Consider the following 16,343-nt stretch of genomic DNA (forward strand, 5'->3'; position numbering starts at 1 on the left):
AGTTCCTAAAAGCTAGTGAAGAATATTGGGTAAGGCGAGGCGAAAAGGCATGACTTCAATATCAAACTCTTTGCTATTCAAATCAACCATGGTGTAGAAGCCTTGCATCGCACCTACTGGTGTTTCGATAACAGTGCCACTGGTGTAGGTGTATTGCTCGCCAGCACGAATGTGAGGCTGCTCACCGACCACTCCATCACCTTCAATGACCAGTTTTTTGCCATTTGAGTCAGTGACAAGCCATTTACGACGTAGAAGTTGTGCGTCACGATCGCCATTGTTTTCAATGGTGATCGTGTACGAGAAGACATAGCGCTTTTTGTCTGGTTCGGACTGCTCTTCAGCATAGTGAGTGACAACCCGAACCATAAACTTGTTATTAACCATCCCTGTCGCGCTTCCTTTTCTTTCTATTGTTATTGTTGTTGGTGATTTGCATCCAACCAGTTTGCTAACGCAACAAACTGCCCAAGCGATAGGCTTTCAGGACGGGCTGTAGGATTGATGCCCAACAATTCCAAAGTCTCTACTTCAACCAATGCCTTAAAGCAGTTACGCACGGTTTTACGGCGTTGGTTAAAACCTTCTCGACAGACACGTTCTAGCCATTTCAGGCTGGTTGCAGGGTGTGGCAACTCTTTGTGCGGGATCAGACGCACAACCGCAGAGTCGACTTTTGGTGCTGGTGTAAACGCCTCTGGTGGCACTTCAAGTACTGGAACAACTTTGCAGTAGTATTGTGCCATCACGGTCAAGCGACCATAGGCTTTACTATTCGGACCCGCAGCAAGGCGATTTACCACTTCTTTTTGAAGCATAAAGTGCATGTCTTTCACTGCACCTGTAAAGGTGAACAAGTGGAACATGAGTGGTGTAGACACGTTGTATGGCAAGTTACCAAAAATACGCAGCGGGTTTTCTGGCGACGATAGGGATGCGAAGTCAAATTTCATGGCATCACCTTGATAAATGGTTAGTTTTTTCGACAGTTCCGGATGGTGGCGAAGACGTTCAGCCAAATCTCGGTCGAGTTCAACCACGCTCATTTTGTCGATTTCGCGCGCAACTGGCTCGGTTAGTGCACCTAGACCAGGGCCGATTTCCACGAGATTTTCACCTGGCAAAGGATTGATTGCAGACACAATACCGTCAATGATGTACGGGTCGTTTAGGAAGTTCTGACCAAAGCGCTTACGGGCGCGGTGACCTAGATGGACATTATCGCTCATGATTTCTTATCTACTAATTCGAGGGCGTGGGAGAGCGCAGTCCGCAGGCTTCCAGTATCCGCCGTTCCGGTACCCGCTAAATCCAATGCGGTACCATGATCTACAGAAGTTCGGATGAAAGGTAAGCCAAGCGTAATGTTGACCGACTTTCCAAATCCTTTAAATTTTAACACAGGCAAGCCCTGATCGTGATACATCGCAAGCACGGCATCAGCTTCTTTCAGGTACTTGTCTTGAAAGAGAGTGTCAGCAGGGAGCGGACCAATCAGGTTCATCCCTTGTTCACGCAACTTTTCTAGAGCTGGCTCAATGACGTCAATTTCTTCTCTGCCCAAACAGCCATCTTCACCCGCATGCGGATTCAAACCGCATACATAGATTTTAGGCTCAGCAATACCAAACTTGGTTTTTAGATCGTCATTGAGAATTTCAATGACTTGGAAAAGACGTTCTTCGGTGATGGCTTTTGACACATAAGCCAAAGGAATATGGGTAGTAACTAATGCCACCCTCAACCCTTCGGTTGCCAACATCATCACAACTTGTTGAACATTGGCCTGATGCTGGAAAAACTCAGTGTGCCCACTGAATGATACGCCAGAGCGGTTAATCACGCCCTTGTGAACAGGGCCTGTCACCACGGCGGCGAATTCACCTTGCATGTTGCCTTCAGCGGCTCGACTCAATGTGTTTAATACATATTTGCCGTTGGCTTCATTGAGCTGGCCAGCAATAACGTCTGCCCCCATCGGCTCATCACACACAACGAGTGTCCCTGGTGTGTGCGCTTTTGGTGCGGCATCTGGGTTGTAATCCACTAAGTTGACGTTGAGACCCAACAGCTTGGCACGTTGTGCAAGCATCTCTTTATTGCCGCAAATGACCAACTCGTGTTCCCATGCGTCATGAGCCAAAGCGAGAACAAGATCAGGACCAATACCTGCCGGTTCTCCTGGCGTGATAGCGATGCGTTGTGGATTAGCTTTCATCCGTGTCACCAATTTGTTCGACATAAGCACCAGCACGAAGCTCTTGCAACCATGCTTGTGCTTCTTCATTAAATTTCCGATTCAAAAGCATACGATAGGCACGATTCTGCATTGCAGCGTCGGTGCGATCGGCTTGGCGACGATCAAGCACTTCGACAATGTGCCAGCCGTGAACGGTTTTAAACGGTTCGCTGATTTCGCCTTCAGGAAGGGCATCTACTGTATCTTTAAACTCTGGGACGTAAATTTCGGTTGTCTGCCAGCCTAAATCACCGCCTTTCACGGCAGAGCCTGGATCTGCGCTGTATTGCTTGGCTAAATCCTCAAAGGTTTTATCACCGTTTTCGATCTGCTTGAGCATTAAGTCCAATTGGCGTTTTGCACCTTCATCACTCAATACTATCGATGTTTTGATCAGAATATGACGCGCTTTGACTTCAGTGACGGCAACAGACTCAAGACCTTGAACATCTGTGATCTTTAGAATGTGATATCCGACACCACTTCGGAACGGTCCTAAAATGGCACCTTTACCATTGTTGCCAATTTGGTCAGCAAAGATAGTTGGCATTTCTTCAAGTCGCAGCCAACCCCAGTCGCCACCATTAAGTGCCTTTGGCCCTTTTGAATTAGCCAGTGCCAGCGTCGCGAAATCTTTACCGCGTTTGAGCTGGGAAGCGAGTTCATCAGCGTTAGCGGCGACAGCGTCGCGTTCCGACTTTTCAGCATCTTCGTCTAAGCGCAGCTGAATGTGGCTAAGTTTATACTGAACCTTTTCGAGGTTTTTTGCGTTAAGTTGTGACGCCAGCGATTCTACTTCCTGAGGCAGGATGTTGATACGGCGACGCACTTGCGCGTTTCGTGCTTCACTGATAGTGATTTCACGGCGAATTTGGTCACGATATTCAGACCAAGAAATCCCGCTTTGCTTGAGGCTTTCCCTTAGCTTGGCGACCGAGATATTTCGCTCTTTAGCAATATCTTCAATTGCTTGCTCTAAACGGGTATCGTCGATACGGATGCCAAGACGGTTTGCTTCTTGAAGTTGAAGCTCTTCTAAAATGAGCTGATCGAGAACCTGTTGTTCAAATACGTCAGCAGGTGGCAGTGATTCTGCGCTCGCATTGAGAGTGACTGTTTTTTTCAATGCCTCAACATCACTCGACAGAATAACGCCTTCATTCACCACGGTGATCACGCGATCGAGTTCTGCCGGAGCGGCAGAGATTGACAACGAACTGGCTGAGATTGCTGATGCCAGTAAAGCTTTCGTCCATTTATTCATTAGCGGTTCCAAAATCTCACTATTAATTCTTTAAGCCAAATGGGCTTCTGTAGCCCAGTGCATTGCCGCTGCCGGTGCTATAACCAAAACCTGCGTTTGCGCCAAGTCCCAATAAGCTGAAGGACAGGGAAATACTGTTGTCATAAACGGCAGGGTTATTGATGTTGCTTCGCGCCATTAAGTACTCGTTGTAGTGCAACCCTATGACCCAACAGGCCGAGGTATAAGTGATGCCTAATTGATTCTCCAGCATCAAATCTTGGGTCAAATCGTGAAAATACTGCCCGGTAAAATTTACACTGTCAGTGATGGGGAAGCCTGTCACTAACCCTGCTTGGGAAATGCCATCTTCCGTGATCAGATCCAAGTTGTTGGCCCCAATGGTACTGGATATGTAATCTTTTGATACATAGCGATAGCTGGTTTGTGCGAAGAAGCCACCATCTCGATATTCCACCGTGGCATTACCAAACTGGAGGTTACTTAAGTTGCTGTCATATTCCAATGAGCCACGCACAAACAGCTTATCATTGACATTGAGTTCGCTCTCGATGGCCCACGCTGAATAATTTATTGATGTTTCATCTTGATTGCTCGGCGTGTCTAGATAGTAGATTTGGCCGAAAGCGACGTTAAAGCGCTCTTTGTAGGCATCATCAAAAAAGCGCGACGCGGCACCTACAGTGAATTGATTGGCCGGATTTATATAGTCAACGCTACTGAACTGATTAGCACGAAACAAACCGTAGTAATCGGTTTGAAGGCGTGCTGTATCATAGCCGCCTCCCGCATAATTGACGGGGTTGTAGATACCACTTTGGTCAACGTCTTGGATATACAAGTATTGAACCTGTGGTTCCAGTGTTTGAGTATAACTGTTGCCAAAAAGCGCCCCTTCTCGTTCCAGCGTGACCATACCATGCAGTCTTGCCATGGGAACCGCGCGTGAGACAGTGCTGTCTAGTGTTTCCCCGTTGTAGCCTGTTACACCCTCGATATTGGATTGGTCATAATAGGTGTAATACACCTTGCCTTCGGCGGAAGCGCTAAGCCACGGCAAGTTATAAGGCAGCACGAGGGTGGGCTCAAGGTTGATACGCAACGCATCAGGTTTGCTGTCATTATCTGTCGCAAATTTACTGATTTGCGCAGGCATTGAGAAGCCCATGCCATAGCCAAGTTCGGGGCGATAATAGTTCATGGCAAGTTGTGGCAACAGGCGATAGACCGATGTGTTTGGACTCAACGACTGGAAATTACGCACGCTCAGGGTGCTATCCCAATTGACATCTCGGTATGACACATCGCCCGTTTGCAACAAAGTATTGTCTTCACGACTACCAACGCGAGAGTCCGTATGGCGGGAGAAATAACTAATATCACTGACCTGACTGTAATCTACATCGTACTTCCAGTGGTTTTGGATGCCAGAGTGACGCCAGTTAAAGCCCCAGCTTTTATCGATGTTGGGATATAGCTTGTCCTCGCCCATGTATTCGAACGTCATGCCGCCACTGCCAGCTCGTGTCAAATAATTAGGCTCCATGGTCATAAAAAGGCCACGGTTTGACATATATTTTGGCGTGATCAGCATGTCCGCTTGCGGATGAATGTTCCAATAAAATGGGGTCGAGATTTCAACCCCATCATTGTCATTCCAGCTGATTGATGGGTATAGAAAACCGGTTAATCGGCCATCTTCAACGGGAACGCGCAGGTAAGGAAGATAGAAAATAGGGGTGTCGAGGATTTCAAAGCGCGCATGGTAAAGGTCGGCAAATATATCGCCATCTTCTTTTTCAATTTTTCCTGCACTAAAACGCCAACTGTCATCATCGTCAGGGCAGGTTGTGTAAGTTCCATCTTCTAACTCATAGAAAGTGGTTCCGTTTTTGAATACTCGTTTTGCTTGTCCGCGCCCAGGTTCACACATCATGTTGTAGGTGGCATCGGTCAGTGTGGTGTCTTCAGTGTCGAGATTCGATTGAAGAGATTTGCCTTTTACTGCGATTTCGCCGTCATGAAAATAGACGTTGCCTTCCGCCGTGACGATATTTTCTGGCTGACGTAAAGTGGCAGTGTCCGATTTCACGGTGCGGTTGCCTTGAGTCACTATGACGTCACCGCGATAAATCGCTTTCTCGTTTGCTTTCGCTTCGGCATGGTCTGCAACAATGGTGACGGGAGCATTGTTAATGTCGCCTGTCTGCGAGTTTGCAGGAAGGCAACGGTACTCTGGTGCAAGGCAAGTTGCAGTTGGAATAACCAAAGGTTGGGTGTTGTTTGGCGCGTCGTTTGCCTCTTCCGCCATCGCTTGGCCATACAACGCTAGCCAAATCATGGAGGACAAAAAACTTTTGGCAGTCGGTGACATTAAAACTCAATCCTGTTGTTGGCATACGGCACTGTTATACACTGGCGCTGCGTGTCGGCAAATTTTGCTGCAAAATGTGGGTTATGATAATGCAAATTACTCATATACCCAAACGACCTCTGTCATCAATATTTTAAAGGTGGTTTGGGTATCAGTGAGCAGTATGTTGTTGCAAACGCGATAGGTTAATCAAAAAGAGAAATAAGCATGGCGATTTGGGGAAAAGTACTTGGGGCATTCTTTGGTTACCTGCTAGGTGGGCCATTTGGATTATTGTTAGGTCTGTTTTTAGGTCATAAGTTCGATAAAGCCAGACAAAATAGCGCATTGGGTGGAGGTTTTCGTGGCGAGAATCAACAAGCGCGTCAGCAGGCTTATTTCCATGCCACATTCGCGGTTATGGGACATGTTGCCAAAGCCAAAGGTCAGGTAACACAAAATGAAATCCGCTTAGCTTCCGTCTTGATGGACCGAATGGGTCTACAAGGCGAAGCGCGTCGTCAGGCGCAAGATGCATTTCGCGAAGGCAAAGAAAGCGGTTTTCCACTGGAAGATGTACTTCGAGATGTAAAGCGCACGACAGGTGGGCGCTTTGATTTATTGCAGTTTTTCTTAGAAGTTCAAATTCAAGCAGCGTACGCCGATGGCACCGTTCAGCCTAGCGAACGCCAAGTGCTTTATACCATAGCCGATATGCTAGGATTCTCTCGCCAACAACTTGAACAGCGTCTTGCGATGCAAGAAGCGGCATTCAAGTTCTACCAACAGCATGGTGGAAGTGGCGAAGGGCATCACCAGCAATGGCAACCTGACAACGGCCAGCGTTTGAAAGGCGCATACCAAATCCTAGGGGTGGATGAGGATGCTGATGGGCAAACGATTAAGCGTGCTCATCGCAAGTTGATGAACGAGCACCATCCAGACAAACTGGCCGCGAAGGGCCTTCCGCCAGAGATGATGGAAATTGCCAAGCAAAAAGCGCAAGAGATCCAAGGTGCCTACGATTTGATTAAAAAAGAAAAGGGCTTTAAATAGCCCTTCTCTGATACCGAATTTATGGGTAACAATTTTCGGTGACGGATTTGGTCATCGCGTTTTTTTACACCAAGTTTTGTGGTTCGCCAGCCACGAAAGCATCCATGTTTTCGGTTAACTGGTTGGCGAGTGCCTGAATGCTGGAATCAGAGCCCCATGCGACGTGCGGAGTCAGTATCAGGTTTGGCATGCCTGCATGGGCAAGCAAGGGGTTGGTTAGGGTGGCGGGCTCTTGTGTGAACACATCGACCCCTGCGCCAGCAATGACGCCTTTCTTTAACGCCTGAACCAGTGCTTTCTCGTCGACTAACCCACCGCGACCCGCATTAATCAAGATTGCAGAAGCCTTCATCTTGGCCAACTCGTCTTCGCTAATCATGTTCAGTGTCCCTTCATTGAGTGGACAGTGCAGTGTGACGACATCAGCTTGTTCAAGCATGGAATCAAACGAGACATACCCTTCGCGGGTTTGCTCTGCGCCTTTACGCTCGGCGCGGATAACTTTCATGCCCACGGCTTTGGCCAAGGCTTCAACGCCTTGCCCTAGGCTTCCAGAGCCGACTATCCCTAACGTGGCTTCTGCTATATCACCAATGGGATGGGTAAAAAAACAGAATTGATTTTTTTCCTTCCACACCCCGTTTTCAATATCTCTGTGGTATGCATTGAGGTTTCGGCGAAGCGAGAAAATCAGCGCCATCACGTGCTCGGGCACCGATCGCGTGGCATATCCACGGATATTACAAACTGGTAAGTGATTGGCATGGCACCAGTCGGTATCCACGTTGTTATAGCCTGTGGCAGAAACGGCTATCAACTTTAATGAGGGTAACTGTGAGAGTATCTCGCCGCTAAGTTCGACTTTATTAGCGATAACAATGCTGGCATCCGCAAGACGACTAAGTACCTGATCCTGTGACGTGGACTCATAACTTTCCCAATGATGGGGGAAAGAAGGCGTAGGAATACGAATGTGAGCGGGGATGGTGGCGCTGTCGAGAAAAACAATCTTTTCCATGGCGGACTTCCTTTTTCCGCCACTGTAGAACGTTGATTACGCTATTTCAACAAACTTGGGTCTGCTTGAATGCCACGTTTGACCAATGTATCAGAAGGCGCATTAGCGTAAAAATCACAAGGCGCAGATAGGTGCATCGGTTCGCCAGTTCCTGGGTGTAAAAAGCAGAGTTCGCCCGCATGAAGTTGTAAGCGCGGTGAATACTTGTAGGCTTGTGGATAGGCGTAGAACTCGTCACCGACAATAGGGTGCTCCAGTGCTAGCATATGCACGCGAAGTTGGTGAGAGCGACCCGTGATAGGCAAAAGGCGCATCAAGGTGGTTTTTTTCTCACGCTTGATCACTTCGTAATCTGTGACCGAGGGTTTGCCATTTTCGAAACAGACCATTTGTTTGGGGCGATTCGGCCAGTCACAAATCAAAGGTAAATCAACGCGACCTTCATCATTTTCCACATTGCCCCATACGCGAGCGTAATAAAGTTTGTGGGTGATGCGTTCACGAAATTGCGCTTTAAGGTGACGCTCAGCCTCTTTGTGTTTGGCGAACACAATCAGACCTGATGTGGACATATCAAGGCGATGCACCAATTCTGCGTTTGGAAACTCTTTCTTGATACGAGACCAAGCACTGTCGTAGTGCGCAGGATCGCGACCAGGATTCGTTAGCAGTCCGCTGGGTTTATTGAGGGCGATAATGTCATCGTCCTGATAAATAACATCCAGCCAAGGCTCTGTTGGCGGATTGTAGATAAAGTCGCTCATGAGTTCGCTCGAAAATTAAACGGCCGGAAGTGTAGCACGACACGCTTGAAAGGCTATACCCAAACACATTCTCGCTGAACAGGCATGGACCTACTTTGAGGTGGCGGGATATGAGGGTAGAAAAACAAAGGCACCGCCGAAGCAGTGCCTTAATCGATGTGCTCAGAGAAGCTTACTGGTGGCTGACCACGATCACTCGCAGTGCATCAAGACGAACTTGTGCCTGACTGATGTAAGTGCGCAAATCTGCCATCTGTGACTCCAAACTTTCTAATTCATCATCACGAATGTTTGGGTTCACCGCTTTCAGTGCCTGAAGACGATCCAGTTCACTGCGCAGTTTGGTGGTCATTTCCGCTTCGGCGCTTTCCTTCACTGTCGCGAGGTGCGCTTGTGAAATCGGAGTGCCCATTTCAATCAAACCATGAATTTGAGTCTGTACGGAAGAGACCAGTTTGCTACCAAGGTGGCGATTCACTGGGCTTAACTGACGGTTAAAGCCTTCAAACTCCACTTGAGCTGCCAAATCATTGCCTTTTGCGTCAAGCAAAACTCGGATAGGCGCAGCCGGCAAGAATTGGTGGATGCCAGAGCTTTTCGGCGCTTGCGCATCGGCAACGTACAGAAGCTCTAGGAACAGTGTGCCCACAGGCAAGGCTTTGTTTTTAAGCAAAGATACCGCCGTAGAGCCCACGTCTTCTGATAGGAGTAAATCAATGCCGCCTTGGATCATCGGGTGTTCCCAAGTGATAAAGCGCATGTCTTCGCGTGATAATGCCGTTTCGCGATCGAAGGTAATGGTGCAACCTTCACTTGGTAACCCTGGATAGCTTGATACCAGCATATGCTCAGACGGTGTGACAACAATGGCGTTTTCGCCTTTGTCATCTTGGTTTAGGCCCACAGTGTCAAACAGACCCAATGCGAACGTTACCAAATTGGTGTCGCCGTCGAGAGAAGCGATTTTCTCTGCCAGAGCTTTTGCTTCATCACCGCCGTTCGAGTGCATTTCTAGCAAGCGATCACGACCTTTTTCCAGTTCGCCTTTCAAGCGGTGGTGCATTTCTGCGCTGGTTTCAACCAAGGTATCAAGTGATTCGTCGATGCTGCCTTTCGCTAGCAACTGCAATAGATCATCTTGAACGTGTTCGAATACCGCGCGACCCGTTGGGCAGGTTTCTTCAAAGGCATTGAGGCCTTCATTGTACCAACGTGCTAATAGCGCCTGCGAAGTCCCGATCATGAAAGGAACGTGAATTTCGATATCGCGCTTTTGACCGATGCGATCAAGACGGCCGATGCGTTGCTCAAGCAGGTCAGGGTTCATTGGCAAGTCGAACATCACCAGTTGGTTTGCAAACTGGAAATTACGACCTTCAGAACCAATCTCAGAACAGATAAGCACTTGCGCGCCAGCTTCGTCTTGAGCGAAGTAAGCTGCTGCTTTATCACGTTCTAGAATCGACATCCCTTCATGGAATACGGTGCCACGAATGCCTTCACGTTCACGCAATGCTTGCTCTAATGACAAGGCCGTTTGCGCTCGAGAGCAAATCACCAGTACTTTTTCTTGGCGGTTTGATTTAAGCAAATCGAGCAGCCAATCAATGCGCGGATCGAATCCCCACCAGCTAGCGTCTTCGCCTTCAAATTGCTGATAAATATCTTCAGGGTACAGCCACTGAACGGCTTTTTGCTCGAGGCTTTGATTGCCTGCGCCCATGATCCCCGCCACGCGCATCGCTGTTTGATACTGTGATGGCAAGGCCAAGGGGTATAAGTTCAGGTGACGTTGCGGGAAGCCTTGAATGGCTGCGCGTGTGTTACGGAACAGGACACGGCCGGTGCCATGACGATCCATCAGGTTATCTATCAATTCATTTCGAGCGTCGCGTTGTTGAAGGTCGTCAACGTCATTGGCTTCGACAATACGGAGCAACGGCTCAACGTCTTGCTCAGACAACAGCTCAGTGATGCTGTTCTTCGCTTCATTGCTCAATGCTTCGTTAGACAGCAATTGGCTGACGGCATCGGCAACGGGAGCGTACTGAAGCTCTTCTTTAACGAACGCTTGATAGTCATAGAAACGGTCAGGATCGAGCAGGCGCAAGCGAGCGAAATGGCTTTCGTGGCCTAGCTGTTCGGGTGTCGCGGTCAGTAGCAACACGCCTGGCGTATTTTCAGCAATACCTTCAATAACTTGATATTCGCGGCTTGGTTTCTCTTCGCTCCACTCAAGGTGGTGCGCTTCATCGACTACCAGCAAATCCCATTCGCCTTCCGCCGCTTGTTCAGCGCGCTTGCGGCTTTTACGCAAGAAATCGAGCGAACACAGGACCAACTGAGCGGTGTCGAACGGGTTGTCGGCATCAGCGAAGGCTTCAACACAACGTTCTTCGTCGAACACGGAAAAATGCAGGTTAAAACGGCGAAGCATTTCTACAAGCCATTGGTGTTGCAGCGTTTCAGGCACAACAACAAGTACGCGAGAAGCGCGACCAGACAGCACCTGCTGGTGGATGATCATGCCCGCTTCAATGGTCTTACCCAAACCCACTTCGTCTGCCAGCAGTACACGAGGAGCATGGCGTCTGCCCACTTCATGAGCGATGAATAGCTGGTGCGGGATCAGGCCTGCACGCATACCACACAAACCACGCATTGGGCTTTTGTGTTGCTCATATTGGTTTTTCAGGGCGCGATAGCGAAGTGCAAAGCGATCCATCCGGTCTATTTGACCAGCGAACAGTTTGTCTTGTGGTTTGTTAAATCGAATTTGGTGGCTCAGCAAGATTTCGCGGAGCTTGACGTTATCTTCGCCTGTGTCAGTGCGTTGACCTGTGTAGGTTAGAACGCCTTGTTCTTCGTCAACGTGCTCGACCTGTAAAAACCAGCCATCGTGGCTTTCAATAGTGTCACCCACGTTAAACATGACACGGGTGATTGGCGCGTCGCTGCGGGCGTATAAACGATTTTCTTCGCTGGCAGGGAACATTAGGGTAACGGTACGGGCGTCGATAGCAACCACGGTACCAAGACCTAGGTCACTTTCAGTATCGCTGATCCAACGTTGTCCGAGGGCGTATGGCATAAGGGAAGAAACCTCTGGTTAAAGCTGACACAAATTGGAGCGTGCTTCTTGAGAACTACATTGTAGGTCATGTTGAGCACTCAGAAAATGGCTGCTAATGGTACTTGAAGTTGTGAGCATGGTCACGGTCAATGTAGTAAATTTGGTGTGTGTAACAAATAGGCAACAAATTAATGAAAATGTGGGCTTGTCGACGGGTAATTCGTTGAAATTGTCTTACGATTAAGAATATACCCCGATGACAGTGTCTTTATCACAAAGACAATTGTCATTTGGGAATATGTGGGAATCCCACTTGCCTATGTTACCAAGGAGGTGTCTATGGGCGATGCCGAACGGAAATTCTTTGTGCTGGATACCAACATCCTGCTTCATGAACCATTCGCCATCTATTCATTTCAAGAACATGATGTGGTCATTCCGATGACTGTCCTCGAAGAGCTTGACCGAATCAAAGACAGCAAGCGAGATGTGTCTCGTGATGCACGGGTAGCGATTCGGGCCCTCGAAGATATATTCAAAGACGCAACGCCGGACCAGATCTCAGAAGGGATCGTGGTAGGCAAAGAAGGAGCGACCGGCACGGTTTCAATCCTTGTGGATTTTGAAATCAAAGAAACGGTACAAGCCTTTGCCGATAAGGCTGGAGATAACCGAATCCTCAACGCCGTTTTGTTTCTGCAAGCTAAACGCACACCTCGCAAAGTGGTTCTAGTCACCAAAGACATAAACATGCGACTTCGCGCCAAAGGGGCGGGCGTATTGTATGTTGAGGACTATCGAACTGATCAACTTATTGATGACGTCAGCTTACTGACCAAAGGCTTTCAAGTCTTTGAGGGCAGCTTCTGGGACAGAGTCGGGCAATGTGAAACGCGAAACAGCGGAAGAACAACGCTGCACACGGTTCCACGTGAAATGGTCGACAACACCTATATCAACCAGTACCTCCTTGATGAAGGCAAGGACTTCGCTGGGCGCGTGGTTGGACTCACCGACGGTGAACTTCAGCTAAAAGACATCAGCCGCGAACGTTTAATGCATCGTGAAGCATGGGGCGTTCGTCCAAAGAATATCTATCAAGGAATGGCAGTCGATGCCTTGCTTGATCCTAGTGTCGATTTAGTGATCCTCACCGGGCCTGCGGGATGTGGTAAAACCATTCTTGCCATGGCTGCCGCGCTTGAGCAGGTGGTGGAAAAGGGCATGTATGACAAAATTATTGTCACTCGAAACACCCCAGAAATCGCCGAATCAATAGGCTTCTTGCCGGGCACAGAGGAAGAGAAAATGCTTCCTTGGCTTGGCGCAGTGACCGATACGCTCGAAGCGCTGCATAAGAATGACGAATGCACCGATGGCTCCATGCGATATATCATGGATAAAGCCAACATTCAGTTTAAATCCATTAACTTTATGCGCGGACGTTCGATCCAGAATGCGTTTGTTATTCTGGATGAGTGTCAAAACCTCACTGCATCACAGCTTAAAACCATTATTACGCGCTGTGGTGAAGGCACGAAGATTGTCTGTTCCGGTAACTTGGCACAGATTGATAGCCCGTACTTAACACCTGTGACATCAGGGTTGACGTATATCGTTGAGCGCTTCAAGAACTTTGAAGGCAGCGCATGCGTTTATCTCAATGGTGTGGTGCGAAGCCGTTTGGCGGAGTTTGCTGAAGAAAACTTGTAGAAATACATATAAAGCGAGAGATAACAAAAAGGCTGCCGATAGGCAGCCTTTGTTTTTCTTAATATTCTTATCTGCGTTAATGGGCGTTGAATCAACGCAAAGTCAGTATGTCGCGTTACCGTCGTGATGCTTTTTGGCTGGGCACTATGCCCAGTGACGCTCCATGCTTTCAGGCTCATGATCGTTGGCACTGGTGGTGCTATATTGAGGTTTATTCGCTCGCATACGACTAGAGGCAATACGCACTAAGGCTTCTCCCTGCTCGCCATCATAGGGATAACAGCCAACTCCCGCCGTAAACCTCACAGGAATGACTTGTTGGTCAATATAAAGTGCACTCAACTGCAGGGATTTCTGAAGCTGACTCAGTTTGCGTACCGCCTGACTGCTATCACTCAAATCAAACAGAATCGCAAATTCCCCACCGCCAAGACGCGCAAACATGGTTTGGCTTGAAAGCTGAAGGCGTAATTGAGTGGCGAGGTGTTTTAACGCCATATCGCCGATATCTTGACCATGGTTTTCATTAATGTGCTTGAGCCCATCAATATCCAACACCGCGACCACAAACGGGGAGGGTGAAAAACGTTTGTCAGCGAGTTGGGTGAAAAATTGATGCCGAGTTTTTGCGCCAGTGAGGACGTCGTTTTTCACCGCAGACTCTAGACGGTTATTGGTGTCTTTTAGCGCTTCAACGGCACTTTTTAGTTCTTCCGTTCGGTATCTTAAAAGGCGATGGTAGAGCCCAAGTCCGCCAATCAGAAGCAGAAGTGAAGAGAATAAGATGATGTAGTGGGCGGTTTTGTTTAGCCAAGGAAGAACAGCATTGATCTTACTGGCGGGAATCCATTTTGCGTAAATGGCGGCAACATCATCTTCGCTGATTTTGTCTAAGCCGTGCTCAATAGCGGTGATTGAGTCTTTTTCATTTTTGTTGATAGCAAAGTGCATCGGGAAGGAATACAGCTTTCTTCGTGGTGTAAATAGGCCAGCCTTGCCGGAATGGCGCATGTCGTAAAGTGCTGTGCTGAGATCGTCGATAAAAACATCAACCTCTCCGCGATAAGCCGCTTCATTTAATGATCCAAACGTCGGGAATAGTTTGATGTTATTTTCAGGAATACGTGATGCGAGAAAGGCATGTTTGGTACTGTCTTTGACGGTGCCTACAATCACTGAATCAAGGGTTTTAAAATCTTCAAAAGGCAGATCTTTTTGTGCGAATAGGCTGACGTTGTAGCGATTGAGTGGTAATTCACGGGAAAAAGCCAGCACTTCTGCTCTATCTCCGGTATAGCCCAACCCACCATGAATAACGCCTGGTGTATTTGCCGCGTACTGGAGAGACTCACTCCATGGTAAAAGGTTGAAGCGCACATCCACATTATTTGCTTTCGCATACAGGCGCCAGTAGTCAACCATGATGCCCTCAGGTTGCCCATCGCGATTAATGAAAGAGAACGGCTGCCATGTCGAAGAGCCAGTCACAATTAAGCGCTTTGTGTCGGCATACGAAGCAGGTGATATCAAAAACATAAACAACGTCAGCGAGATAGCAGTAAGCTGGCGAATGCTGGGTATAAATGAATGCAAGAGTATCGACCTGTCTAGATTTTCTGACGAGGATTATACGCAACCCTCTTCACTTAGGAAATGTATTCGTGATGTTTTTGTCAATGGAATGATTGGTATGAAAGTGCAACTAAGATCGCAAAAACAAAAGCCGCACTGATGGCGGCTCTAATGTGTGGCGTGGCAATTCGAAATGTGTCTAAAACAGTTCAACGTCGTCTTCCGGCACTAAAGCTTGTAGCTCACCATTGGCAATGAGTTCTTCATAAAAGGCGACTTGATTACGACCATTTTGCTTCGCTTTATATAGCGCTTGGTCGGCGAAGCCAAGAACGGTGATCGCATTAAGCTCTTGGTCGCTGATTGCCGCGGCTCCCATTGAAATGGACACATCTTTTGCTTGCCCATAGTCACGTTCGTTCACGGTTTTGATGAAGCCTCGAATGGTCGCTTCCATCTCTTCACGAGATTGAGGGTGCATAATGACCACAAACTCATCGCCGCCATAGCGGAATAAAAGATCATCGTCACCAAATGCCTTTTTCATCATGGCGGTAATCAGCAGGATAACCTCATCACCAAACACATGTCCCAGCGCATCATTGATGAGCTTGAAGTGGTCGATGTCGAAAATACAGACCCAATGGTGGTGAGAAGGGTCGTCGGTAATGCTGCTTCCTTGGATAAGAAAACGGTCCAAGAGTAAATCGATTTTGGTTGTGAGAACTTTACGGTTATAAAGGCCAGTCAAACCATCTCGCTCGCTTGCTGAGATAATCTTTTGATAGTTCTCATAAATCTTGGCAAGACCTTCGATCAGTTGAACTTCATCACCTTTAAGCTGGTCGCATTTGCAGAAGACCACCGCGGTGATGTCTTCACCTTCTCCGTAAATTGGCACAGCAAGCAAAGATTGACTCTCTGTGGCGCAGAACTGAACAATATTTTCACCGGAAGACACGCAGTTCAGCAGAATACGCTCAATCGCATCTTTTTCTTCTTCAAAAAGGAAAATGTCCGAACACGCGACCACCATAAATTCTGGGTTGGTTTCAGGGTTATAATCCAACACCAAAACCTGATTTGCCGGCGTCAATTGCAAAATTGTCGTGATGAGGCTTTCAGAAATGGTATCGGACTCTGTCTGAGCTGTAATATCAACCACCGAGTCCAGCACATCAATACTGGTAACAGTCACAATCGCATCTCTCTTATGATTCAAGTGTCTTAAAAACAAGTATAGATGCGGTTTGTTGATGCGCAATGTTTGACCAGATCACGAGTGATAATA

The 16,343-nt window shown here is 47.9% G+C and carries 12 protein-coding genes; 2 read left to right on the top strand and 10 right to left on the bottom strand.

Features of this window, described 5'->3' with window-relative positions; genetic code table 11:
- Positions 1 to 12: 12 nt before the first annotated feature.
- From apaG to lptD, 5 genes are read right to left on the bottom strand one after another with little or no spacing between them, the layout of a single operon-like run.
- Positions 13 to 387, bottom strand: a complete 375-nt coding sequence (gene apaG / locus LRP50_RS12090) for a Co2+/Mg2+ efflux protein ApaG (protein WP_274164723.1) — start codon at positions 385 to 387, stop codon at positions 13 to 15.
- Positions 388 to 416: 29 nt separating this feature from the next.
- Positions 417 to 1,229: a 16S rRNA (adenine(1518)-N(6)/adenine(1519)-N(6))-dimethyltransferase RsmA gene (gene rsmA, locus LRP50_RS12095; RefSeq protein ID WP_274164724.1), complete on the bottom strand. Its 813-nt coding sequence runs from the start codon at positions 1,227 to 1,229 to the stop codon at positions 417 to 419.
- Positions 1,226 to 2,218, bottom strand: a complete 993-nt coding sequence (gene pdxA / locus LRP50_RS12100; RefSeq protein ID WP_274164725.1) for a 4-hydroxythreonine-4-phosphate dehydrogenase PdxA — start codon at positions 2,216 to 2,218, stop codon at positions 1,226 to 1,228. The genes rsmA and pdxA overlap by 4 nt, the downstream gene beginning before the upstream one ends.
- A complete protein-coding gene (gene surA / locus LRP50_RS12105) occupies positions 2,208 to 3,503 on the bottom strand; it encodes a peptidylprolyl isomerase SurA (protein ID WP_274164726.1) in 1,296 nt (431 codons plus the stop codon). Before surA ends, pdxA begins: the two co-directional genes overlap by 11 nt.
- 22 nt (positions 3,504 to 3,525) lie before the next feature.
- Positions 3,526 to 5,877 (bottom strand): LPS assembly protein LptD, encoded by a 2,352-nt coding sequence (lptD, locus tag LRP50_RS12110; protein ID WP_274164727.1) that lies wholly within the window; start codon positions 5,875 to 5,877, stop codon positions 3,526 to 3,528.
- Positions 5,878 to 6,084: 207 nt separating this feature from the next.
- Between lptD and djlA the strand changes: the two genes are divergently transcribed.
- Entirely contained in the window at positions 6,085 to 6,912 is an 828-nt protein-coding gene (gene djlA, locus LRP50_RS12115; RefSeq protein WP_274164728.1) for a co-chaperone DjlA, read from the top strand.
- Between the two features lie 64 nt (positions 6,913 to 6,976).
- Here djlA and LRP50_RS12120 read toward each other — a convergent pair whose 3' ends face one another.
- The 3 genes from LRP50_RS12120 to rapA all read right to left on the bottom strand — a co-directional run bounded on the left by LRP50_RS12120 (position 6,977) and on the right by rapA (position 11,785).
- Positions 6,977 to 7,930 (bottom strand): D-2-hydroxyacid dehydrogenase, encoded by a 954-nt coding sequence (locus LRP50_RS12120; protein ID WP_274164729.1) that lies wholly within the window; start codon positions 7,928 to 7,930, stop codon positions 6,977 to 6,979.
- A 41-nt stretch (positions 7,931 to 7,971) separates the two neighbouring features.
- Positions 7,972 to 8,694, bottom strand: a complete 723-nt coding sequence (rluA, locus tag LRP50_RS12125; RefSeq protein WP_274164730.1) for a bifunctional tRNA pseudouridine(32) synthase/23S rRNA pseudouridine(746) synthase RluA — start codon at positions 8,692 to 8,694, stop codon at positions 7,972 to 7,974.
- A 172-nt stretch (positions 8,695 to 8,866) separates the two neighbouring features.
- Positions 8,867 to 11,785 carry an RNA polymerase-associated protein RapA gene (gene rapA, locus LRP50_RS12130; RefSeq protein WP_274164731.1) on the bottom strand — a complete coding sequence of 973 codons (2,919 nt, stop codon included), beginning with the start codon at positions 11,783 to 11,785 and terminating at the stop codon, positions 8,867 to 8,869.
- A gap of 321 nt (positions 11,786 to 12,106) precedes the next feature.
- On the opposite strand from rapA, the gene LRP50_RS12135 reads away from it, so the two are divergent.
- Entirely contained in the window at positions 12,107 to 13,480 is a 1,374-nt protein-coding gene (locus tag LRP50_RS12135) for a PhoH family protein (protein ID WP_028023530.1), read from the top strand.
- Between the two features lie 144 nt (positions 13,481 to 13,624).
- On the opposite strand, the gene LRP50_RS12140 is transcribed toward LRP50_RS12135, so the two are convergent.
- Both LRP50_RS12140 and LRP50_RS12145 read right to left on the bottom strand, forming a co-directional pair.
- Positions 13,625 to 15,073 (bottom strand): transporter substrate-binding domain-containing diguanylate cyclase, encoded by a 1,449-nt coding sequence (locus LRP50_RS12140; protein WP_274164732.1) that lies wholly within the window; start codon positions 15,071 to 15,073, stop codon positions 13,625 to 13,627.
- 178 nt (positions 15,074 to 15,251) lie between these two features.
- On the bottom strand, positions 15,252 to 16,250 hold the full coding sequence (locus tag LRP50_RS12145; RefSeq protein WP_274164733.1) for a GGDEF domain-containing protein: 999 nt from the start codon (positions 16,248 to 16,250) through the stop codon (positions 15,252 to 15,254).
- Between the last annotated feature and the right edge of the window lie 93 nt (positions 16,251 to 16,343).

It is taken from the genome of Enterovibrio gelatinilyticus (genome assembly GCF_028683095.1).
GTDB lineage: Bacteria > Pseudomonadota > Gammaproteobacteria > Enterobacterales > Vibrionaceae > Enterovibrio > Enterovibrio gelatinilyticus.

Coding starts and splice junctions, on each gene's coding strand:
- LRP50_RS12120 (WP_274164729.1), bottom strand. CDS start 7,930: ATGGAAAAGATTGTTTTTCTCGACAGCGCCACCATCCCCGCTCACATT.
- rsmA (WP_274164724.1), bottom strand. CDS start 1,229: ATGAGCGATAATGTCCATCTAGGTCACCGCGCCCGTAAGCGCTTTGGT.
- apaG (WP_274164723.1), bottom strand. CDS start 387: ATGGTTAATAACAAGTTTATGGTTCGGGTTGTCACTCACTATGCTGAA.
- rapA (WP_274164731.1), bottom strand. CDS start 11,785: ATGCCATACGCCCTCGGACAACGTTGGATCAGCGATACTGAAAGTGAC.
- LRP50_RS12135 (WP_028023530.1), top strand. CDS start 12,107: ATGGGCGATGCCGAACGGAAATTCTTTGTGCTGGATACCAACATCCTG.
- surA (WP_274164726.1), bottom strand. CDS start 3,503: ATGAATAAATGGACGAAAGCTTTACTGGCATCAGCAATCTCAGCCAGT.
- lptD (WP_274164727.1), bottom strand. CDS start 5,877: ATGTCACCGACTGCCAAAAGTTTTTTGTCCTCCATGATTTGGCTAGCG.
- djlA (WP_274164728.1), top strand. CDS start 6,085: ATGGCGATTTGGGGAAAAGTACTTGGGGCATTCTTTGGTTACCTGCTA.
- rluA (WP_274164730.1), bottom strand. CDS start 8,694: ATGAGCGACTTTATCTACAATCCGCCAACAGAGCCTTGGCTGGATGTT.
- pdxA (WP_274164725.1), bottom strand. CDS start 2,218: ATGAAAGCTAATCCACAACGCATCGCTATCACGCCAGGAGAACCGGCA.